Source organism: Acinetobacter sp. UBA5984, from assembly GCF_002429925.1.
GTDB lineage: Bacteria > Pseudomonadota > Gammaproteobacteria > Pseudomonadales > Moraxellaceae > Acinetobacter > Acinetobacter variabilis.
In genome coordinates this window covers 13158-33724 of sequence record NZ_DJBE01000078.1, presented here as the reverse complement: position 1 = coordinate 33724, position 20567 = coordinate 13158, and the positions used below count along the sequence as shown (strand labels likewise).

Annotated in this window: 19 protein-coding genes and 2 tRNA genes; 12 read left to right on the top strand and 9 right to left on the bottom strand. The window is 44.2% G+C overall.

The window, feature by feature from the left end; genetic code table 11:
- Positions 1-9: 9 nt before the first annotated feature.
- Entirely contained in the window at positions 10-477 is a 468-nt protein-coding gene (locus B3J29_RS13130) for an HIT family protein (RefSeq protein ID WP_286965795.1), read from the top strand.
- 49 nt (positions 478-526) lie between these two features.
- Here B3J29_RS13130 and uvrA read toward each other — a convergent pair whose 3' ends face one another.
- A complete protein-coding gene (gene uvrA, locus B3J29_RS13125; RefSeq protein ID WP_286965794.1) occupies positions 527-3358 on the bottom strand; it encodes an excinuclease ABC subunit UvrA in 2832 nt (943 codons plus the stop codon).
- A gap of 293 nt (positions 3359-3651) precedes the next feature.
- On the bottom strand, positions 3652-4323 hold the full coding sequence (tenA, locus tag B3J29_RS13120; RefSeq protein WP_005232629.1) for a thiaminase II: 672 nt from the start codon (positions 4321-4323) through the stop codon (positions 3652-3654).
- Between the two features lie 222 nt (positions 4324-4545).
- On the opposite strand from tenA, the gene B3J29_RS13115 reads away from it, so the two are divergent.
- The 3 genes from B3J29_RS13115 (at position 4546) to ssb (ending at position 7792) form a co-directional block, all read left to right on the top strand.
- The gene (locus tag B3J29_RS13115; protein WP_005232627.1) at positions 4546-5637 is read left to right on the top strand and encodes a DUF475 domain-containing protein; all 1092 of its coding nucleotides are present in this window, start codon (positions 4546-4548) and stop codon (positions 5635-5637) included.
- A 154-nt stretch (positions 5638-5791) separates the two neighbouring features.
- Positions 5792-7156, top strand: coding sequence for an MFS transporter (locus tag B3J29_RS13110; RefSeq protein ID WP_005232626.1), 1365 nt, complete (start codon positions 5792-5794; stop codon positions 7154-7156).
- A 51-nt stretch (positions 7157-7207) separates the two neighbouring features.
- A complete protein-coding gene (ssb, locus tag B3J29_RS13105; protein WP_005232624.1) occupies positions 7208-7792 on the top strand; it encodes a single-stranded DNA-binding protein in 585 nt (194 codons plus the stop codon).
- Between the two features lie 69 nt (positions 7793-7861).
- Here the strand turns inward: ssb and B3J29_RS13100 are convergent, their stop codons facing one another.
- Complete coding sequence (locus B3J29_RS13100) at positions 7862-8326, bottom strand: hotdog fold domain-containing protein (RefSeq protein WP_005232622.1); 465 nt, start codon at positions 8324-8326, stop codon at positions 7862-7864.
- A gap of 138 nt (positions 8327-8464) precedes the next feature.
- Here B3J29_RS13100 and B3J29_RS13095 point away from each other — a divergent pair, with 138 nt between their 5' ends.
- From B3J29_RS13095 to B3J29_RS13075, 5 genes are all read left to right on the top strand, one after another.
- Positions 8465-9109, top strand: coding sequence for a TetR/AcrR family transcriptional regulator (locus tag B3J29_RS13095; RefSeq protein ID WP_005232620.1), 645 nt, complete (start codon positions 8465-8467; stop codon positions 9107-9109).
- Positions 9110-9260: 151 nt separating this feature from the next.
- The gene (gene ahpC / locus B3J29_RS13090; protein ID WP_005232609.1) at positions 9261-9824 is read left to right on the top strand and encodes an alkyl hydroperoxide reductase subunit C; all 564 of its coding nucleotides are present in this window, start codon (positions 9261-9263) and stop codon (positions 9822-9824) included.
- A 246-nt stretch (positions 9825-10070) separates the two neighbouring features.
- Positions 10071-10949, top strand: coding sequence for a pirin family protein (locus tag B3J29_RS13085; RefSeq protein WP_005232608.1), 879 nt, complete (start codon positions 10071-10073; stop codon positions 10947-10949).
- A 413-nt stretch (positions 10950-11362) separates the two neighbouring features.
- On the top strand, positions 11363-12670 hold the full coding sequence (locus tag B3J29_RS13080) for an FAD-dependent oxidoreductase (RefSeq protein WP_004781572.1): 1308 nt from the start codon (positions 11363-11365) through the stop codon (positions 12668-12670).
- 3 nt (positions 12671-12673) lie between these two features.
- Entirely contained in the window at positions 12674-13513 is an 840-nt protein-coding gene (locus tag B3J29_RS13075; protein ID WP_005232607.1) for an SAM-dependent methyltransferase, read from the top strand.
- 75 nt (positions 13514-13588) lie between these two features.
- On the opposite strand, the gene B3J29_RS13070 is transcribed toward B3J29_RS13075, so the two are convergent.
- From B3J29_RS13070 to B3J29_RS13055, 4 genes are all read right to left on the bottom strand, one after another.
- Positions 13589-13664: transfer RNA gene (locus B3J29_RS13070), tRNA-Thr, on the bottom strand.
- 205 nt (positions 13665-13869) lie between these two features.
- Positions 13870-14097 carry a hypothetical protein gene (locus B3J29_RS13065; protein ID WP_004781576.1) on the bottom strand — a complete coding sequence of 76 codons (228 nt, stop codon included), beginning with the start codon at positions 14095-14097 and terminating at the stop codon, positions 13870-13872.
- A 435-nt stretch (positions 14098-14532) separates the two neighbouring features.
- Positions 14533-14733 carry a hypothetical protein gene (locus B3J29_RS13060; RefSeq protein WP_004781578.1) on the bottom strand — a complete coding sequence of 67 codons (201 nt, stop codon included), beginning with the start codon at positions 14731-14733 and terminating at the stop codon, positions 14533-14535.
- A gap of 205 nt (positions 14734-14938) precedes the next feature.
- Positions 14939-15029: transfer RNA gene (locus tag B3J29_RS13055), tRNA-Ser, on the bottom strand.
- A 121-nt stretch (positions 15030-15150) separates the two neighbouring features.
- On the opposite strand from B3J29_RS13055, the gene B3J29_RS13050 reads away from it, so the two are divergent.
- Positions 15151-17031: a potassium transporter Kup gene (locus B3J29_RS13050; protein ID WP_005232606.1), complete on the top strand. Its 1881-nt coding sequence runs from the start codon at positions 15151-15153 to the stop codon at positions 17029-17031.
- A gap of 177 nt (positions 17032-17208) precedes the next feature.
- On the opposite strand, the gene B3J29_RS13045 is transcribed toward B3J29_RS13050, so the two are convergent.
- Entirely contained in the window at positions 17209-17670 is a 462-nt protein-coding gene (locus B3J29_RS13045) for a hypothetical protein (RefSeq protein WP_286965786.1), read from the bottom strand.
- A gap of 266 nt (positions 17671-17936) precedes the next feature.
- Here B3J29_RS13045 and B3J29_RS13040 point away from each other — a divergent pair, with 266 nt between their 5' ends.
- Entirely contained in the window at positions 17937-19034 is a 1098-nt protein-coding gene (locus B3J29_RS13040; protein WP_005232604.1) for a DNA/RNA non-specific endonuclease, read from the top strand.
- Positions 19035-19119: 85 nt separating this feature from the next.
- On the top strand, positions 19120-19365 hold the full coding sequence (locus B3J29_RS13035) for a hypothetical protein (protein ID WP_005232602.1): 246 nt from the start codon (positions 19120-19122) through the stop codon (positions 19363-19365).
- A 72-nt stretch (positions 19366-19437) separates the two neighbouring features.
- Here B3J29_RS13035 and B3J29_RS13030 read toward each other — a convergent pair whose 3' ends face one another.
- Positions 19438-20508: an AraC family transcriptional regulator gene (locus B3J29_RS13030; protein ID WP_005232601.1), complete on the bottom strand. Its 1071-nt coding sequence runs from the start codon at positions 20506-20508 to the stop codon at positions 19438-19440.
- Positions 20509-20567 lie beyond the last annotated feature (59 nt).

Below are 20567 nucleotides of genomic sequence, written 5' to 3'. Positions count from 1 at the left end.
GATCTTGAAATGAGTAAAAATTGTATTTTCTGTCAAATGGTAAAAGGGGAATTGCCATGTCATTTAATCGATGAAAATGATGATTTTATGGCGTTTCTTACTATATTTCCCAATACATTAGGCGCAAGCGTAGTGATTCCAAAACAGCATTATTCCAGCTATGCCTTTGAACTGAGTGACCAGGTGCTGACAAATCTGGTTTTATATACCAAGCAGGTAGCCCTAAAATTGGATCGTTATTTTGATGACGTTGGCCGAACAGCGATGGTGTTCGAGGGATTTGGTGTCGATCATGTGCATGCAAAGCTATTTCCAATACATCAGACTAAAAATACCCATGAAAACTGGCAGCCAATTAATTCTTCAATTGATAAGTATTTTGATGCTTATGAGGGCTATATTTCATCACATGATGGTCGAAGGGCGGATGATCAAACGCTGGCACAATTGGCTGAAAATATTTGCTCAATCGCATAGTCAAAAATAAAAGCCCCTCTTTTAAAAAGAAGGGTTGGGGAGGATTAAATTACTTTAATAATGGCTTTAAGAATTTCCCTGTATGTGAAGCCTTAATTTTCACAACATCTTCCGGAGTACCTTCCGCGACAATCATACCGCCACCCGAACCACCTTCAGGGCCCAAGTCCACGACCCAGTCGGCAGTTTTAATCACGTCCAGATTATGCTCAATCACCACGATGGTATTGCCCTTGTCACGGAGCTGATGCAAGATATCCAGCAGTTTGGCAATATCATGGAAATGTAGACCTGTGGTCGGTTCATCCAGAATATACAGGGTTTGACCGGTATCGCGTTTAGCCAGTTCACGCGCCAGCTTGACACGCTGCGCTTCACCACCAGAAAGGGTCGTCGCTGACTGACCCAGACGAATATAGCCCAGACCAACCTGATGCAAAGTTTCCAGACGACGATGAATCACTGGAATCGCATCAAAGAAATGCATGGCATCTTCAACGGTCATCTGTAATACATCGGAAATATTCTTACCTTTGTAGTTCACTTCCAGCGTTTCACGGTTATAACGCTTGCCATGACAGGCGTCACACGGCACATACATATCCGGCAGAAAGTGCATCGCTACCTTGATCATGCCATCACCTTCACAAGCCTCACAGCGTCCGCCTTTCACGTTAAACGAGAAACGGCCAGCGGTATAACCACGCGCTTTGGCTTCCGGAGTCTGTGAAAACAGTTCACGAATTGGAGTAAACAAACCGGTATAAGTTGCTGGGTTCGAACGTGGCGTACGACCAATCGGGCTCTGGTCAATATCCACCACTTTATCCAGAAATTGCAGACCATCAATTGAATCAAACTTCTCGGCAGTCAGCGTGGTTGCACCATTCAGCTGAGTCGCTGCCAGTGGCAATAGAGTCCGGTTAATCAACGTAGATTTACCAGAACCTGAAACACCGGTGACACAAGTCATGATTCCCAATGGAATGGTCAGATCGACTTTCTTCAGGTTATGCCCGGCAGCACCCATCAGCTTAATTTGTTCTTCTGGTTTCGGTGGCTGAACCCGTTTTTTCGGGACTTCAATTTTCAGTTTACCAGACAGATATTTACCAGTCAGGGAATCTTTGTTTTCAGCGAGTTCCTGATAGGTTCCTTCTGCAATCACATGACCGCCATGCACACCGGCACCCGGACCAATATCAATAATATGGTCTGCTGCACGAATGGCATCTTCATCATGTTCGACCACTAAAACAGTATTACCGAGGTCACGCAGACGAATCAGGGTTTGTAACAGGCGATCATTATCACGCTGATGCAGACCAATCGAAGGTTCATCCAGCACATACATCACGCCCATGAGACCAGCACCAATTTGTGAGGCCAGACGGATACGCTGTGCTTCACCACCAGACAGGGTTTCAGCAGAACGGGACAGGCTCAAATAGTTCAGACCGACTGATACCAGGAAGTGCAGGCGTTCACGGATTTCCTTGAAAATCTTGTCCGCAATTTCACCACGCGCACCTTCCAGATTAATCCCCTGATAATAGCTTTCTGCATCACCAATCGACATGCGGGTAACGTCGGCAATGGTCTTATCCAGAATTTTCACATTACGCGAAATTTCATTCAGACGTGAACCATCACAAGCATCACAAGCAGCGTTAGAGAGATACTGCGCCAGATCATCACGGACATAATTGCTTTCGGTTTCGCGGTAACGGCGTTCCAGATGCGGCAAAATACCTTCAAATGGCATCACCCGGTTATGACGACGACCACGTTCATCAATATAGCTCAGGTCAATTTTTTCTTTACCAGTACCGTAAAGGAATTTCTTCTTGGTATTGGCATCCAGTTCATTCCAAGGCGTTTCCAGAGAAAAGCCAAAATGCTCAGCTACTTTTTGCAGCATGCCATAATAATATGGACGCTGACGGTCCCAGCCACGAATCGCACCCTGGCTGATGCTGACTTCCTGATTGGGAATCAGTTTGTCCGCACTGAAATGGCTACGGGTGCCCAGACCATCACAGACCGGGCAGGCACCGAAGGGATTGTTAAATGAAAACAGGCGTGGCTCCAGTTCAGCCACAGCGCGGTCACATTCCGGACAGGAGTGTTTGGCAGAAAACACGCGATCATCATTTTCGCCTTTCATCCAAGACAAAATCGCGATATCACCACCGAGACGCAGTGCAGTTTCAAAACTTTCTGCAATCCGGTTACCGAGATCATCACGGACCTTAAAGCGGTCAACCACGACTTCAATAGTATGTTTTTTCTTTTTGTCCAACTCGGGTGGCGGATCAATTTCCATGATCTCGCCATCGACACGTGCACGTACAAAGCCTTGGCTTTGCAGTTGTTCAAATAGCGCTGTGTACTCACCCTTACGTTCACGCACGACAGGCGCTAGCAATAACAGTGCAGTACCTTCTTCCAGTTCTTTAACCGCATCGACCATTTCAGTTACGGTCTGTGCCACCATAGGCAGGTCGTGTTCCGGACAGTAAGGTGTACCTACGCGTGCATAGAGCAGACGTAAATAGTCATAGATTTCGGTAATGGTACCTACAGTCGAACGCGGATTATGGCTAGTCGATTTCTGTTCGATAGCAATGGCCGGGCTTAAGCCCTCAATCGAATCAACTTCCGGCTTTTCCATTTGCGAAAGGAATTGACGCGCGTAGGTAGACAGAGATTCTACATAACGGCGTTGACCTTCCGCATATAACGTATCGAATGCCAGTGAGGACTTACCTGAACCAGACAGTCCCGTAATCACCACAAACTTGTCGCGTGGAATATCAAGGTTCACATTTTTCAGGTTGTGGGTACGTGCACCTCGAATACGGATGTGACTTTGGCTCATGCAATGATCCTAGAAAATTCATCAAAAACCTTTATATGATACCGAATGAAAAATGTTCAAGTGCAAATAAAAGTATTTTAAACGTCAAGTTGTGTCGGATATTGGTCAAAAGATCAGTACTAAAGCAACTGGGTAAAAACGTGGAGTGAATTTGCTTTCTTCAAAACGTCTAGTGGGTTAAATTTTATGATGTATACCTACATCGAAATTAGCTTCACTTTTCATCATTTATGGTTTGGCTTAAAAATAAAAAAGCCCTGCATTGGACAGGGCTCAGTGAATAGACACTAAAATTAATCATCCAGACCCGGCCACTGGCGTTGTTCATAAGCACTATCCCAGAACAGCCATTCCAGACGTGCTGCATGGGTATAGGTCTGATGCATTTTTTCCAGAGTATCAGCATCGACCCGCGCTGCCACCCGATCCACAGTGGCAATTACATTGCGTACCGCTGTATGAAAATCTTCACCGGCATAGGTATCAATCCAGGCCTGATACGGATTATTCGGCGCTGCCTTATCGACAATATCCTTACCCACTTCCGCATAGATCCAGAAACATGGCAAAAGGGCAGCCAGAACCACCGGATAACTTTCTGCCCAAGCCGTTGCCTGTAAATAAGAGGTGTAATGATGGCAGGCCAGAGTCAAAGGTGTATTTTCAAATTGGGTTTTGCTGATGCCAAAATCCTGCATAAAGCCATCATGCAGGCTACGTTCGACCACAATGGCAGTTTTAGCGGCTTCACTAAACTGGATCACGTCATCTGCTTCAAAAGCTTTGGCTGCACAGACCGCCAGCGCACGACCATAGGCCAGTAAATAATGCGCATCCTGAATTACATAATGACTAAAAGCTTCACGGTTTAATGTTCCCTGCGCCAGTTGCTGGTTAAAAGGCAGCGCCAATGTCTTTTGATAAAGTCCGAGATTACGTTGCCATACGTCTTGAGAGAAACTCATACTGAAATCCTTAGCAGTTGAAGTCAAAACATCCAGCACTATAGCAAAGATGAATCTGTTTAAAAGATCAGCAAATCTGAAAAGCAGAAAATACCTAAAAATGGTTCAGGAAGTGCTTTGGTTTATGCGGCAAAAGTTTCATAATTGGGACAACTTTTAGTCTTAGTATTTCTCTACGTTTAAAGAAATGCATTTAATGAAATTTATCTAAGGTCGATATATATGTTGAAACATTTTGGTTTCTCAATCGTATTTTCGATCGTGTGCCTTGGTTTGTCTGCTTATTGGGGATTTACCCATGGTCCGGAAGCGGGCCTGCAAACCATGTTCACAGCACTGACCATCACCGCTATTCTGGCGATTATGGAAGTGTCGTTGTCGTTTGATAACGCGGTTGTCAATGCATCCGTCCTGCGCGGTTGGGATCATTTCTGGAAAATGATTTTCCTGACAGTCGGGATTCTGGTTGCAGTTTTCGGGATGCGCCTGATTTTCCCGGTGGTCATTGTGGCCGTGACTGCGGATATGGGCTTTATGGAAGTGGTGCAGCTCGCCTTAAATGCACCAAAAGAATATTCGGCCAAACTGATGGCACATCATGCCGAGATTTCTGCCTTTGGTGGCGCTTTCCTGATGCTGGTATTCCTGAACTTCTTCCTGGATGAAGAAAAAGATACCCACTGGTTCCGCATGCTGGAACGCCGTCTGGCGCATTTGGCGAACGTTCCGGCGATGTCAGTGTTTATTACCCTGATTGCCTTATTAATCATGGATTTCCAGGTTGAAGAAGCGAAACGTCTGGATGTTATTCTGGCTGGGATCTGGGGGATCGTGATTTATATCGGGGTACAGGTCCTAAGCCATATGCTGGGCGGGGAACCGGAAGTAGACGAAGAGGGTAATGCCGTTCGTCACGATGCTGAAGGTGTACCGACTGGCGTGGTAAAAGCTGGCTTTGGTGGTTTTCTTTATCTGGAAGTACTCGATGCATCTTTCAGTTTTGACGGTGTAATCGGTGCCTTCGCGATTACATCTGACGTGGTAATCATCATGTTAGGCTTGGCCATCGGTGCGATGTTCGTGCGTTCGATGACCATTTACCTGGTCGATAAAGGCACGCTGGATGCCTATATCTATCTGGAACATGGCGCGCACTATGCGATTGGTGCTCTGGCATTTATCATGCTGGCAAGCAGTACCGGTGTGCATATTCCTGAAGTGATAACGGGTCTGATCGGTGTAGCTTTCATTATCTGGGCAGTCATTGCTTCGATCCAATATACCAAGCGTCAGTTATTAAAAGCAGGCAAATAGTCCTGTGATCACTGAACAGAAGCGTAGCTCCGTCTACGCTTTTTTATTTTTCAGATAGTCCTTATCTTTATTTCAAATAAAATTCATGCATTCCTTTGAGCGGAATGGCCTATAATCTGCGCATCAAGATTAACTAACTCGATCGCCAGACTTTATGATGAATGCCTTAGAACGTCGCTCGACCTTTGCCCTGAGCAGTATTTTCGCACTGCGCATGCTGGGGTTGTTTATGATCATCCCTGTATTCTCTGTAGCAGGGCAGTCATATAAATATGCTACGCCGGCATTGATTGGTCTGGCGGTGGGGATTTATGGCCTGACACAGGCCATTTTGCAGATTCCGTTTAGCCTGATTGCAGACCGCTATAGCCGTAAGCCACTGGTGGTTTTGGGCTTACTACTATTCGCTCTAGGTGGCGCAATTGCAGCGATGTCTGACACTATTTATGGTGTGATCATCGGTCGTGCGATTGCGGGTGGTGGAGCAGTTTCAGCGGTGGTAATGGCCTTATTGGCTGATGTGACCCGTGAAGAAAACCGCATGAAAGCCATGGCGGTGATGGGCATGAGTATCGGCCTGTCCTTTGTGGTAGCCTTTACCATGGGGCCATGGGTGACAGGACTGGTCGGCATTTCTGGTCTGTTCTGGGTGACCACAGTGATGGGATTGGCCGCGATTGCGATGTTGTTGATGGTCCCTAAAGTTACCCGTCATCATAAAAATTTTCAGCAGGGCTATCTGGAGCAGCTAAAACAGGTCCTGAAAATGGGGGACCTGAACCGTCTGCATATCTCGGTATTTACCCTGCATTTGCTACTTACAGCGATGTTTATTTATGTGCCATCGCAACTGATTGAAGTTGCTGAACTGCCATTATCGAGTCATGGTTGGGTCTATCTGCCGCTGCTGGTCGTGAGTCTGTTCTTTGCTTTTCCGAGCATTGTACTGGCAGAGAAATACCGCAAGATGCGCAGCATTTTCCTGACAGCGATTGGCGGTATTATTCTGGGTCTGTTGATCATGATTTTTGGCTTTGAATCCAAATATGTGCTGATCGGTGGATTAGGGCTGTTCTTTATTGCCTTTAACGTCATGGAAGCTTTACTGCCATCTTGGCTATCTAAGGCAGCACCAATTCAATCCAAAGCCACTGCGATGGGCGTGAATGCCAGTAGTCAGTTCCTGGGCGCATTCTTTGGCGGGATTATCGGTGGACAATTGTTGTTACTCAACAACACTTCGCTCGGTTGGAGTATTTTATCGGCAATTGCTATAATTTGGCTGCTCGTGAGTTTTGGGTTGGCTCAACCACGCTATCTTTCATCGCTTGTGCTTCGTCTGCCAGAGAGTAAACAAACAGATGAATGGACTTCTCAACTTTTAGCGATTCGTGGTATTGAAGAGGTTGTGGTCATGTCTGAACAGCAAGTCGCCTTTGTCAAGGTCGATAAACAGCAGGTTGATGATGTTTCGCGACAACAATTAACGCACTTGTTAGGTAAAGAGGTAGCCATTTAAACATAACTCTTATAAAGTAAAATATAGAAATAAATAGGAAGTGTACGTCTGATGCGTGGTGTTAATAAGGTCATTTTAGTTGGTACTTTAGGTCGAGATCCTGAGACCAAAACTTTCCCAAATGGTGGTTCTCTCACTCAATTCTCTATCGCAACCAGCGATTCATGGACTGATAAAAATACGGGCGAACGTAAAGAGCAAACCGAATGGCACCGTATTGTGCTGCATAACCGTTTAGGTGAAATTGCACAGCAATATCTGCGCAAAGGTTCTAAAGTTTATATCGAAGGTTCATTACGTACCCGTCAATGGACAGATCAAAGCGGTCAAGAACGCTACACAACGGAAATCCGTGGTGAGCAAATGCAAATGCTGGATTCTGGTCGTCCACAAGGCGAGCAAGGCGATAACGGTTTTAACCAGCCACGTTTTAATAACAATAACCAGGGTGGCGGTTATGGCAATAATCCACAAGGTAGTTATGGCTCAGCGCCTCAGCAAGGCGGTTTTAATAATAATCAGGGCAGTGGTTATGGCAACAATAACCAAAATAACCAGGGTGGTTATGCGCCGAAGTCTGCACCTGCTCCAGTAGCAGCACCGGCAGCCGATCTGGATGATGATCTTCCGTTTTAATCCCGATATTAGAAAGGTAAATCATCAAAAAAACCCGCCATTTGGCGGGTTTTTCATATCTGGGTTCTTCTATTTTTTCACTGAAACCCACATCGTGATCACCGCCCGGAACACGACTTCTTCTGCAATATCTTTAATTTCTACATTGACCAGATAATCGCTGCCTTCGTTCCATATAAAGTTAGGCTCGGCGGGTGTTACAATCGCAACTAGGTCAGTGGTGGCTTTTTTGACATATTCGACCTGCATACCCTTGGGAATCCAGCGATGGGTCTTTGGAACGGTTGCATCGGTCATGGTGCCGCCTGCCAGTTCAGCCATATTGCACATGGCAATCGCGTGTACAGTGCCTAAATGATTCAGCACAGCACGATGTTTCTTAATGCTCACTGCGCAATATCCAGGCTTTAAATCTTCAAACAATGGAGAAATACTGCCGAAATAAGGTGCTTTTAGACAAAGTAATTTAGAAAAAAGATACTTACCGGCTGGCTTATTTTCTAAGCTGTTCCAGATTTTTAGGGCTTGGCTCATCTATAACTTCCTGTATATTATTTTTAATCAGAATAATATTCTCATACAGAATATTATTCTGTATTGGCGCATCTGACAAAAACCAGACATCAGGCTGCCAGCCTGCTTTTAAAAATAGAGAGGATTTAAATATTAAAAATGCAAAACATGGAATTGCTGGAAAGGATTCTTAAGGGAAGACGGGCTTTACTCAAACGTCAGATTCTGGAATGCGCATTGACAGAATTTCTGCGTACCGGTGTTGCTGCGACTACGATTGAAATGATCCGTGATCAGGCCGATACCAGTATTGGGGCGATCTACCATCATTTTAAAAACAAGGAGGGGATCATTGCGGCACTATATATTGCAGCACTTACGGATCAGTCGAAGCAGCGTTTACAGGCTTTGTCGCAAGTTCAGGGTATTGAACAAGGCATACAGGCGGTGATTCAGAGTTATATCGATTGGGTCGTAGCGTATCCTGATTTTGCCCGCTTTCTTTATGCTGCGCATCATACAGTTCAAAGCAGTGACTTTAAAAAGGAGTTACAGCAGTCGAATCAGCAGCGCAATCAAGACTTAAAACAATGGTTGGCTCAACAGATAGATGCCAATCAATTACAAGCTGTTCCCTTGGAACTGCTTATGTCACTGATCATTGGACCCACTGAAAGTTATTGCCGGAGCTGGTTATCTGGTCGAGTTCAAACCTCTCCCAAACATTATGCAGCAGCCTTAGCAAAATCGGCCTGGAAATCTATACAGCATTTTCAAGAAAGTGAATTCGCCAAAATTGATTAAACAAATTAGAAAGATAAAAATACAAGGAATTATAAATCTAAAAAACCGATAGTTTTTATTAAAAGTTACGGTTTTACCTATTGATAGTTTTTGCGTATTCTTAACTACATCAAATGAACACACACTTTCACGAATAGATAGGAATAGACTTATGAGTTTAATCAATACTGAAGTTAAGCCATTCAACGCAACTGCTTACCACAATGGCCAATTTATTGAAGTGTCTGAGCAAGACATGAAAGGCAAATGGTCTGTAGTATTCTTCTATCCTGCTGACTTCACATTTGTTTGTCCAACAGAATTAGGCGATCTTGCTGATCAGTATGCTGAATTCCAGAAACTGGGCGTAGAAATCTACTCAGTATCTACAGACACGCACTTCACGCACAAAGCTTGGCATGATACGTCTGACGTGATTGGTAAAATCCAGTACCCAATGATCGGCGATCCAACCTGGACTTTGGCGAAAAACTTTGAAGTGCTGATTGAAGCTGATGGTCTGGCGGATCGTGGTACTTTCGTGATCGATCCAGACGGTAAAATCCAGATCGTTGAAATCAACGCGGGTGGTATCGGTCGTGACGCGCAAGAACTGCTTCGTAAAGTAAAAGCGGCTCAATATGTACACGCTCACCCAGGTGAAGTATGTCCTGCAAAATGGAAAGAAGGTGAAGCGACCCTTGCTCCTTCAATCGACCTGGTCGGTAAAATCTAATTCGATAACACGTTATCGAAGTTGAAAAAACCCAGCTCTCAGCGCTGGGTTTTTTATTGTCTACTGCCCATGACTACTTAAATTAACGTCTTATGAGCAAAGCTAAAGTTATAAGTAGCTACACAGAAATCTAAGAGTCGAATCGTCTTATAATTGAAATACTGCATTCTAGAAGTACGGTATTGATGACTGCTGATAAAGCTTAAAATGGCTACATGTTCATCCTATTGCGTATAGGAGTAAAAGATGAAAAAAGTCATTGGTGTTTACCGTAATCAAAACATGCACTGGGTCGGTGACGGCTTCCCGGTGAAAAACCTGTTTTCTTATGATCGTCTGGGGCAGGCTATTAGTCCATTTTTGTTGCTGGATTATGCAGCGCCGTATCACTTTGCATCAACTACTGAGCAGCATGGCGTAGGTTCACATCCGCATCGTGGCTTTGAAACTGTAACCTTGGCTTATCAGGGTGCAGTGACCCACCAGGACTCCAGTGGTGGTGGCGGTACGATACAGACCGGTGATGTACAGTGGATGACAGCAGGTGCCGGAGTGGTGCATGAAGAATTTCATTCTCCAGATTTTTCTCAAAAGGGCGGCCTGTTTGAAATGGTTCAACTCTGGGTCAATTTGCCAGCTAAAGACAAAATGACCGCGCCACGTTATCAGGCCATTACTGCAGCTGAGATTCCACGGATTGAAATGGATGAAGGTGCAGGATATATCCGGGTGATTGCCGGAGAATTCGGAGGTCATCATGGCCCTGCGCATACCTTTAGTCCGGTAAATGTCTGGGACGGCGAGCTAAAAGCGGAGTATGAAACTACGTTGCATGTACCTCTCGGACATAATGCTTTGCTGGTTGTACTGGCGGGTGAGCTGATGGTAAATGGCAGTCAAAAAGTACTGGATAGCTCTATTGTCATGTTTGCGCGCGATGATGATCCTGAAATTCAGCTACAGGCCGATCAGGACGCTAAATTTCTGCTCTTGACCGGTGAGCCGCTGAATGAACCGATTCAAGGTTATGGCCCATTTGTGATGAATACAAAGGAAGAAATTATTCAGGCATTTCAAGATTTTAATCAGGGTAAATTTGGTGAAATCGCGGTACAGGCCGAATAATACAGTCAGTCTGAAAACAAAGAAGCCTCTGCACAAGCAGAGGCTTTTTTTCTAATGCGCTGGAATTTCTTGTCGTTTTTACGAGTTTCTGGGATAAATTCATTTTGTTTATCTCTATGAATTTATCTCTTTCTTGTACTGCATATTATAGAGTGTTTTGCGGTCTTTGTAAACCGATTATTAAAAAATTGGTTAATTAAATCATTTGTTTTTTAAAGATTTATTTTGAAATATTTAAATATGATGAAGGTTTAAGTCACTCTATATAAAGGCGTTCTTTGCTATTCAAAAAATGTAATTTATTTGTAAAGTTACGTTAACTCAGACTTACGAAAAAAAAGTATTCTGGAAGATTTTAATAACCTATTTGCCGAAAGCATGGTTCATAATTTCTTTTAGTTTTTCAATGACGGATGATCAGATTGGATATCGCAGTAATTGGTAGTGGCATGGCTGGACTGGCTACTGCCAGAATTCTTCAGGACGCAGGACATCGCATTACTATTTTTGAAGCGCTTCAAGGTCGTGGCATGGACAGTCATAGTCTCGAATTTGAAGGAGGCCTCATTGACGCACCTTTACGTGTGATGAATCCTTATCTGTGGAAAAATACCTTAAGTCTGGCGACTCATCTGGGCATTAAAACTTACCCGGTACGTACTTATATGGCCTGTAGCTGGCTGTTTGAAGACCGGGTAGAAACCTGGCTAACCACGTCACGTAGCCGGATTGGCAATATTCCGATTATCAATAACCGCAAAGGCATCCAGCAATATGGCTGGCGTCTGGTCAAAGGTTTGTTACAGCTCAAAACAGCCTTGGCAAAATTCTTTAAATCTAAAAATCAGGACATTAGCCTAGCAGAATTTATCAATCGTAACGAGATTGAAGAAGTGTTCTGGCATGGTGCAGTGATGCCGGTGCTGTATACCATTTGTACCTGTAACCCGAAAACCATTGGTGAATGGCCAGCCAAACCTTTATTGATTTTCCTGCGTCAGCTAACGGATGGTGATGCCTTGTTACGTATGCAGGGTGGAACTCCAGCTTTGGTAGACAAACTGATTGAAGGCATTCACATTGAAAGTGGTGTGCCGATCGTATCGGTGAAAGAGCAGGGTGACAAAGTACTGGTAGAAAATGCAGCCGGCTTGTCGAAAACTTTTGATCGTGTCGTGGTTGCGACACCAACCAATCATATTGATGAATTCCTGGATCATGAGCAGTTTGGCCGTGATATAGAGCTGTTAAAGAAATTCAAATTCGAACAGGGCGAATTGGTCATTCACCGTGATAGCAGCGTGATGCCTCCAAAGCGTAAGGACTGGGCTGTACTCAGCTATATGATGGATCGCAAGTTTACCCGTCAGCAATTTACGGTTTGGCTGAATGCGGTTGAACCGAGTCTGGTGGGTAAATCTCCGGTATTCCAGACCTGGCGTCCTGTGACTGAGATTGATCCGAAAAAAGTGATTTCCTCAGTGACCTTGACCCGTGCGGTAGTGGATGCCAATACTATCGCTCTCAATAAAGAATTACAGCATCGTCATCTGGAAATGAACCGTAAAGTCTTCTACTGCGGTTCGTGGTCGTCGGACGGTTTGCCAATCCTGGAATCTGCAGTGACATCTGCTATGAAAATTGCCGCAATTATGGGGGCACCGTTGCCATTTGAAGGGCTTAAACCTAAGATCGAGGTAGCACCCCAACTCGGTTATTGATTGATGCAATGGTTTCAGGCACTTCGTCAGCGTCTTCCTCAACACAAATATGCAATTGATGCATCGTTGCTGGGAGACCAGTCGCAGTTGCCCTGGAGCAATCTGGGTTATTGGCAGGCAGGGCAGCAGGATTATGTAGCTGCCTGTCGAACTTTGGCTGACCATCTGGCAGAAACGGTTGGTTTAAATTCAAAAGACAAATTGCTGGATCTGGGCTGTGGCCAAGGTGCCAGCCTGTTGCACTGGCAACAACACTATCAGGTGCAATATCTGGCCGGTGTGGAACTTCAGCCAGCTTGTGTGGCGAATATTCAACAGCATTTACCTGATCTCAATGCCATCTATCCGGCTTCTTTCCTGCGTTTAAACGACATGCATTTTTCCCAGCGCTTTGATGTGGTGCTGTGTCTGGATGCTGCCTATCATAGTCCCGTTCCCGAACTTCTCGAACAGGTATGCAGTGTATTGAACGCCAATGCACGGATTGGCTTTCATCATCTGATCTTGTCTGAAAAATGGAACAGCTTGAATGCGCTGCAAAAGCGTAAATATCAGTTTTTGCTGAAATCCGCCGATGTCGATTTAAAAAACCTGATGTCGAAAAATGAGCTTTATCATTGTCTGGAAAATTCTGAATTCAAGAATATTCAGGTTGAAGATCTGTCCGAAGCGGTATTTTCAGGTTTTGCTAATTATGTAAATCAGCATTTAAATTCAAAGAACTTGAAACAAAAAGGCAAAGGACTGGATCAGTTTAAAATCCGGATGACGGCAAAGCTTTGCCAGAAGTTATATCAGGAGGGGATTGTAAAATATGTGCAGGTGACAGCACAGGCGATCTAAAGACTAGAGACAAGCTAGATAAAAATACCAAGCCCAGAAACATCAAAGCCTCACTAAAAAGCGAGGCTAAGAAAATGGTGCCGGCACACGGATTCGAACTGTGGACCTACTGATTACAAGTCAGTTGCTCTACCAACTGAGCTATGCCGGCGTTGTGGAGTGCATTTTACAGATTTTTCTTAAGGGCGCAAGCCAAAAAATAACCGTTCAATCTTATAACCATTTTTTTAATGCTGATCATTGAATCATCTTCACTCAGGCATCTACATTTAAATCATGAAATTGCCCACATCGGTGATATGGGCAAGGGTAAAGGACTGATATTTAAAATCTATTATGAATAAGTTAAAAGGGAATTATCTGCTTTTGAGTATCCGATCCAGGTCTTGTGCGCATTCCTCTAAAGTAAAGGCCATATCAAACTGCATTTGAGGTTTGAGTTCTTGAGCGAGACTTCTCCACTGTTCAATTAGTTTTAGGGCTTTTTGAATCTTATGTTTGTTGACGTCTTTGGCAATTGTCGGGGTATAACCACCGCGTTTGGCATTTTTTATCTGTTTCATGTAGTTTGCGCTGTTATTCATGTCCACTCTCCGAATAGCAGTGTTTCCACTTTTTTCTAACCCAAATAAGGAAGGCTCAAGCAATAACGTTTTCTATCTTTTGGTTTTTATTCTCCTTTTATCCTGTTTTGATTCCACCATAACATAGCGATGATGACAATTAAATTAAGCTATTTTTATGCCAGTTTTTGTCTCCATCATATAAATAAACTAAAAGAAGAACATAAAGTTAAGAAAGTAATAAAAATGGATATATCATGGTTTTATCCAAAGAATTTATTTAAATATATCCCAGCCTATATCTTCACATCTTTAAATCTGTAAAAAAAAACAAGCAATACTCATCTCAAAAATAACCAGTAAAATGAATTATCCTTTTTTAATTCATCTGTCCAAGATGCTTACTTTTAGGGTTTTAGACTATAAAAAAAGCCCAATATAAAATTGGGCTAGGGCTTAAGGCTCAACTTCTAGCGGATCACCATCTTCAGGACGAAGATGACGTGTGCCATCATCTGCAGGATCTACACTTGATCCATCCTTAGTGATCGGATTGTACATTTCGTCCTCTTTTTTATCGTCAGTGAACTCTTCATCTTCGAAATCTAGAGGCTCATTATCATCATCAAAATTTAGGGGCTTTTCATCATCTTTCATAGCGATCCATCATTTTTTACCAAGATAAGATCATGCTCGAATATTCCTCAGTGTCATTCAACAGCCATCCGGCATCATTTATGTAACTTGTATTGTTATTCTTTTATTTTTAACGCATCACCTCATAATTTAGGCAACAAAAAAGGCTCAAATCCTTTAGATTTAAGCCTTCGTTTACAACATGTGATTACATGTTTATGAATCTTGGCGGTGAGAGAGGGATTCGAACCCTCGATACGCTATAAACGTATACACACTTTCCAGGCGTGCTCCTTCAGCCACTCGGACACCTCACCATGGCCGTGGATGATATAGAAAAAAAGCCAGTCTGCCAAGCTTGAAACAATTGATTTGCGGAAAAACTTTGAGCGCAGTGCTATGATTCGCAAAAATGCTTGTTAAAAACGAAGATGATATATGCAAAGCACTGCACAGAAAGCAGCTCTCCCGGTAATTACGCTGGCTGCGCTTGGGGTTGTTTTTGGAGATATTGGGACCAGTCCATTGTATGCATTACGCCAATGTTTTCTGACGTCGCACCTTGCCATTAGTGAAGCTTCGGTGTTGGGCATTTTGTCCTTGATTTTCTGGTGTATCATGCTGACGGTGAGCTTTAAATACGTCACCATTATCATGCGTGCCGATAACAACGGTGAGGGAGGAATCATGTCCTTGCTGGCTCTTAACTTGCGAACCACACGCATTTCTGATGACAAGAAAATTTACCTGATTGCGCTCGGCTTTATTGGGGCATCACTGTTCTTTGGTGACGGGATCATTACCCCGGCAATTTCTGTGTTATCTGCGATTGAAGGGTTGAGTATTGCCACACCTGTGTTTAATCAATGGTTAGAGCCTTTATCGATCGGGATTATTGCGGGACTCTTTCTGGTACAACGTCATGGTACCGGAACCATGGGCAAATTTTTTGGTCCGTTGACCTTACTCTGGTTCCTGTCAATTGGTGGTTTCGGTTTGTGGAGCATTATCCAAACCCCGACAGTACTGGCCATGGTGAATCCATACTGGGCCTATCATTTTGTAGTCGATCAGCCTTTTGTAGCCTTCTTGACCATGGGGGCCGTGATTTTGACCATGACTGGCGGTGAAGCCATTTATGCCGATATGGGGCATTTTGGTCGTCTGCCGATTCGTCTGGCCTGGTTTATTATTGTGTTGCCCTGTCTGTTACTGAATTATGCCGGACAGGGGGCACTGTTGCTGCGCCGTCCTGAAGCACTGGAAAATCCTTTCTATATGCTACTTCCGGAATGGGGCTTATATCCAATGATTGGTCTGGCGACGGCAGCTGCTGTGATTGCCTCACAGGCGGTGATTACCGGGGTGTTCTCCATGGTGAATCAGGCCATTCAACTGCGCTATTTACCGCGTCTGAGCGTAAAACATACCTCAGCCGAAGAACGTGGCCAGATTTATCTGCCCTTCATTAACTGGATGCTGTTTATTTCTGTGGTGATTTTGATTTTACTCTTTGAAAATAGTGCCCGCTTAGCGAGTGCTTATGGGGTCGCAGTCACCATGACTATGCTGTGTGGTACCATTTTAATCAGTATTCTGGCTTATGGTTTCTGGCGCTGGCCAATCTGGAAAGTAGTGTTATTTGCCACACCATTCCTGATGCTGGATCTAGTTTTTGTAGCCTCAACGTCTTTAAAAATTGCATCAGGTGGCTGGGTACCGATTCTGCTCGGGGCGGCATTATTTACGATTCTGATGACCTGGAAAGATGGTCGTGCACTGGTCCTGAACCGTCTAGAAAAAGATGCGCTACCAATTGACCTGTTTATTAAGAGTATTTCAATCGGTGGAGGCACCAAGTTTGTGCCGGGTGAAGCGATTTTCCTGACCGGAACCCCGACCATTGTACCGCATGCGATGTTGCATAATATCAAGCACAACAAGGTACTACATGAGCGCAATATTCTGGTGACGGTTATTACCCGGGATATTCCTTTTGTAGGCGATGAAGAACGCATCAAACTAGAAAAACTCAGTGAGCATTTTTATCGAGTCACGATGTATTACGGGTTTAAGGATCAGCCTAATATCCCGGAAGCATTGCAGCATGCGTATGCAGAATGGGGCTTTGAATATGACCTGATGCAGATCAGTTTCTTTATCTCCCGGGAACGGATTATGCATACAGTGGGAGAGGGAATGGCACCCTGGCGGGAAAAACTGTTTGTTTCCATGCAGCGTAATACCAGTCCAGTCAGCGACTTCTACCAGATTCCGACCAACCGGGTAGTGGAGCTGGGTAGCCAGATCGAGATGTAAAAATAAAAAAACCAGAGCAAGGCTCTGGTTTTTTTAGGGGAGAGAATTTAGAAAGCTTTATAACAAATTATTGTTCTGTTGCTTCTGTCTCAGCCGGCATTTCAGGGGCTGCGTTTAAAGGTGCATCTACCGCAGGATCAGCTTCAGCTTCTACCGCAATTTCAGTTTGCTCAGTCATCACAGAGCCGCTTCAGGTGCAGCAGCTTGCTGTTCTTCAAGAGCTGGTTGCTCTACAGCTTCACCCATAGTCATTTCCTGTTCTGTAGCAGGGGCTGCTGGTTCAGACTCAAGATTGGCTGGAGCCGGATTGGTATCCGGCATTTCTGGTTGTGCAACAAGTGCATTAGGCATACCTGGTGTTTGCATTGGCTGATTTGGCATTGATTGTTGTGGCTGCTGGCCTGGCTGAGCAGGTGCAGACATTGGCTGGTTTACCAGACGAATCTGTCCAGAATTCACCAGGCTTTCCAGTGAGGCTTGCTGACCATTTACAGTGGTACTAATTTTAGCTTTAGACAAGCTTTCAAGTGTTTCACCCGCTTGTACAGGAGGCTCAGCGAATGCGCCGGCACTGATCACACTTGTAAATATTCCGAGACCTAATAACTTAGATAGTTTGTTAGATAGTTTGGAATTCATAAATTAACTCCATTGCTAATAATTGTACGTAATTTGAGTAGTCAATTAGCTTTGCACACTCAAGACGAGGTCACAATCAAAGCTACTTAAAGGTAAAAAAACCGCGTTGAAAGCTCACTAAAAAAACGACACTTTGTTACAAGATTTAAGAATATAGGGATAGATTGTGTAATTATTAGGCAAATAAAGGGGGTAAGATATACTTCATATACATGGCTTGTTAAGCTCGCAAAACCCCCGATTTTGATCTTAAAAGCACGTGTAGCATGGCAAAGAAGCAGCGTAAGTCGAAGAATTCAGTTTTTCAGTTTTTTAATGAAAATAGCGTGAAAGTGATCCTGGCAATGGTCGCTTCCGGGAGTTTTGCGATTGCGTTTGGCCAGGAAAAAATCAGTCAGTGGATTTCTCTGCCTTCTACATCGAATTCGAGCTGTCTGGAACAGTTTTACCGGGACATCCCGCCTTACCTGATGAAAGACAGCCTGAAAAAAGACAGTTATTCACTGTGTTTTAATGGCTTTAATGTGGGTTATTCGGGTGTATCCAAAACGCCACTGTGGGTGGCGGAGGCTTTAACACCGAAGCGTCTGAGCCAGAAAATTCCACGTGAAGACAACTTCCATGAAGAAACACGACTAAATGCTGCTCATCGTGCGACTTTGGCTGACTATCGTGGCTCAGGCTATGACCGTGGCCATATGGCGCCAAATGCAGATATGCCAAATAAAGCTTCACAGTCTGACAGTTTCTCGCTGGCCAATATGGTTCCGCAGGCACCAAAGAACAATCAGCAGGTTTGGCGCGAGCTAGAAGAAGCGACCCGGGCCATTGTGACCAAGCAGAAGCAGGACGTATATGTAGTGACTGGGCCTGTCTTTGCAGCCAAAAAACTGAAAACTATTGGCAAGGGTGTGATTGTACCAACTGCCGTGTACAAAGCAATCTATATGCCGAAAACTGGAGCCATTGGTGCCTACTATGCTCCTAATGATAATTCGCTCAAGGTTCGCATTGTCAGTGTCTGTTATCTGGAAGAGCAGCTTGGCATTAACCTGTTTCCTCAGTTAACTGAAGAACAGAAACGTAATACCTATCATCTGCCGTTGACTGCGAATGCTGTGAAGGCTAACCAGAAAATTGCCTATTCGAATTGGGATGCAGAAAGCCAGTGTGCTGAAGACGTGCCGAAAGAAGATCTGGAAAAATTGCAGCGTGAGTTCAAACCGTCGGCTTCAAGTTCGGCCAGTACAAGTAATACGAGCTCATCAGTCAATAAGAACGGGATCGATCATGATACCCAGGATACGATTGTTAAACAGCTGATTGAGGCCTTACTACAATACATACTGCAGCTGCTGAAATAGTGAAAAGGAGCTTGCTGTAAAAAGCAGGCTTCAGGTAGCATGCTGAAGACAGGTGAGTAACAATAATAAAACAGAGTGGAAATTAATGTTTAAAGCATTTGAAAATGGAACCGAATCGCATGCGATTCATGACCTGACAGTTGAGAATGATCTGGACTGTGTCAGTGTGTATGGCAATCTGCAAATTACCAAAGACCAGGCCGGTCTCAAGGCAGCCAAAGTCTTACAAGCACTGTTAAATGATATTGTGCAGCAGCTCGAAGAAACACCGGATCTGCCAGAAAAAATTGAACGCAATGATGCAGATGAAATTGAAAATCCATTTTTATAGAAATTTCTTAATCACTATTCCGGCTAGAAAAAAGCTCCTTTGATGAGGAGCTTTTTTATTTTATTCAAACTTTTAAATCTGATATGGGACATTAATCTCTGCGGTAGCAGGATAGTCCAGAAATTTTTCCTGCACCTGGGTTTCCAGATATTCTGAGCGCCATTGTTGTGGTGTCTGAGCGGTCCATTGCTTGAAGGCACGCTGAAATGCACTTTGTTCAGAATAGCCAAGCAGCATGCTGATTTCCTGCAAACTCAGATGAGGATCTTTTAGATATTGCATGGCCATCATGCAGCGGATTTCCTGTATACGCTGCTGATAGGTCTGGCCCTGTTTTTGCAGGTAACGTTGTAGCTGACGTACAGAAAAATTCATCTGTTTGGCGATATGTTCAATCTGGAACATATTTTTCTGCAGACCCACCAGAATCGCCTGTTGCAAGCGTTGATCAATCTGGGTGGAGTTCGGAAGTTTTTCCAGCACCGCTTCTGCCTGTTGCATCAGTAATTTCTGTAAGGTCTGATCACCTTTCTTTAAAGGAGTCGACATTTCACTCACAGGAATCAGTACCTGATTTCTGGCCTGACCGAAACGGACCTTGCAGCGGAAATACTGTTCATAGACCGCAATATTTTTATTGACCGGATGCTGAAAATGGACTTCATGCAGATGCAGTTGATGCTGGTCCAGAATGCTTGAGCGAATAAATTCAGTCATGAGCGCGATGGCAATCTCATCTGTGAGTTGCGTACTCACTTTAAACGGAATTTCACTCCAGGAAATAGACAGGTAATCTCGATCCAGACTGACCTGTAAGGGACTGCCATCATAGATCAGGCGATGATAGTCATGATAACGCATAAAGGCTTCGCCCAGCGTTTCACTGGATAATGCCAGATAGCCAATAATACCCAGATGCTTGGCTTGCACCAGTTGCGCGATTTCCAGGCCGAGTGCTGGCCGCTGCAACTCCTGGTCCAGCTGGCTGAGCAGATCACGCCAGAGAATATAATCAAAACGCTCCAGGTTCTGGATCGCAAACAATTTCTTGGGAATGTCCAGTTGTTTGAGCTGGTAATAGTCCAAAAGCAAATGTCCTAAACCACCATATACCGAACCGACATAATCTTGGGGAACGTGCATTTTTTAATTCTTTTGTTCTGTCGTTTTTTGTCAATGATATTGAAATTATCGGTCAATAT

Bases quoted from the DNA above. Each gene is read 5' to 3' on its own strand.
- B3J29_RS13045 (WP_286965786.1), bottom strand. From the start codon at position 17,670: ATGAATTCCAAACTATCTAACAAACTATCTAAGTTATTAGGTCTCGGA.
- B3J29_RS13050 (WP_005232606.1), top strand. From the start codon at position 15,151: ATGCAAAGCACTGCACAGAAAGCAGCTCTCCCGGTAATTACGCTGGCT.
- B3J29_RS13080 (WP_004781572.1), top strand. From the start codon at position 11,363: ATGATCAGATTGGATATCGCAGTAATTGGTAGTGGCATGGCTGGACTG.
- ssb (WP_005232624.1), top strand. From the start codon at position 7,208: ATGCGTGGTGTTAATAAGGTCATTTTAGTTGGTACTTTAGGTCGAGAT.
- ahpC (WP_005232609.1), top strand. From the start codon at position 9,261: ATGAGTTTAATCAATACTGAAGTTAAGCCATTCAACGCAACTGCTTAC.
- B3J29_RS13100 (WP_005232622.1), bottom strand. From the start codon at position 8,326: ATGAGCCAAGCCCTAAAAATCTGGAACAGCTTAGAAAATAAGCCAGCC.
- B3J29_RS13115 (WP_005232627.1), top strand. From the start codon at position 4,546: ATGTTGAAACATTTTGGTTTCTCAATCGTATTTTCGATCGTGTGCCTT.
- B3J29_RS13075 (WP_005232607.1), top strand. From the start codon at position 12,674: ATGCAATGGTTTCAGGCACTTCGTCAGCGTCTTCCTCAACACAAATAT.
- uvrA (WP_286965794.1), bottom strand. From the start codon at position 3,358: ATGAGCCAAAGTCACATCCGTATTCGAGGTGCACGTACCCACAACCTG.
- B3J29_RS13095 (WP_005232620.1), top strand. From the start codon at position 8,465: ATGCAAAACATGGAATTGCTGGAAAGGATTCTTAAGGGAAGACGGGCT.
- B3J29_RS13035 (WP_005232602.1), top strand. From the start codon at position 19,120: ATGTTTAAAGCATTTGAAAATGGAACCGAATCGCATGCGATTCATGAC.
- B3J29_RS13085 (WP_005232608.1), top strand. From the start codon at position 10,071: ATGAAAAAAGTCATTGGTGTTTACCGTAATCAAAACATGCACTGGGTC.
- tenA (WP_005232629.1), bottom strand. From the start codon at position 4,323: ATGAGTTTCTCTCAAGACGTATGGCAACGTAATCTCGGACTTTATCAA.
- B3J29_RS13030 (WP_005232601.1), bottom strand. From the start codon at position 20,508: ATGCACGTTCCCCAAGATTATGTCGGTTCGGTATATGGTGGTTTAGGA.
- B3J29_RS13060 (WP_004781578.1), bottom strand. From the start codon at position 14,733: ATGAAAGATGATGAAAAGCCCCTAAATTTTGATGATGATAATGAGCCT.
- B3J29_RS13130 (WP_286965795.1), top strand. From the start codon at position 10: ATGAGTAAAAATTGTATTTTCTGTCAAATGGTAAAAGGGGAATTGCCA.
- B3J29_RS13040 (WP_005232604.1), top strand. From the start codon at position 17,937: ATGGCAAAGAAGCAGCGTAAGTCGAAGAATTCAGTTTTTCAGTTTTTT.
- B3J29_RS13065 (WP_004781576.1), bottom strand. From the start codon at position 14,097: ATGAATAACAGCGCAAACTACATGAAACAGATAAAAAATGCCAAACGC.
- B3J29_RS13110 (WP_005232626.1), top strand. From the start codon at position 5,792: ATGATGAATGCCTTAGAACGTCGCTCGACCTTTGCCCTGAGCAGTATT.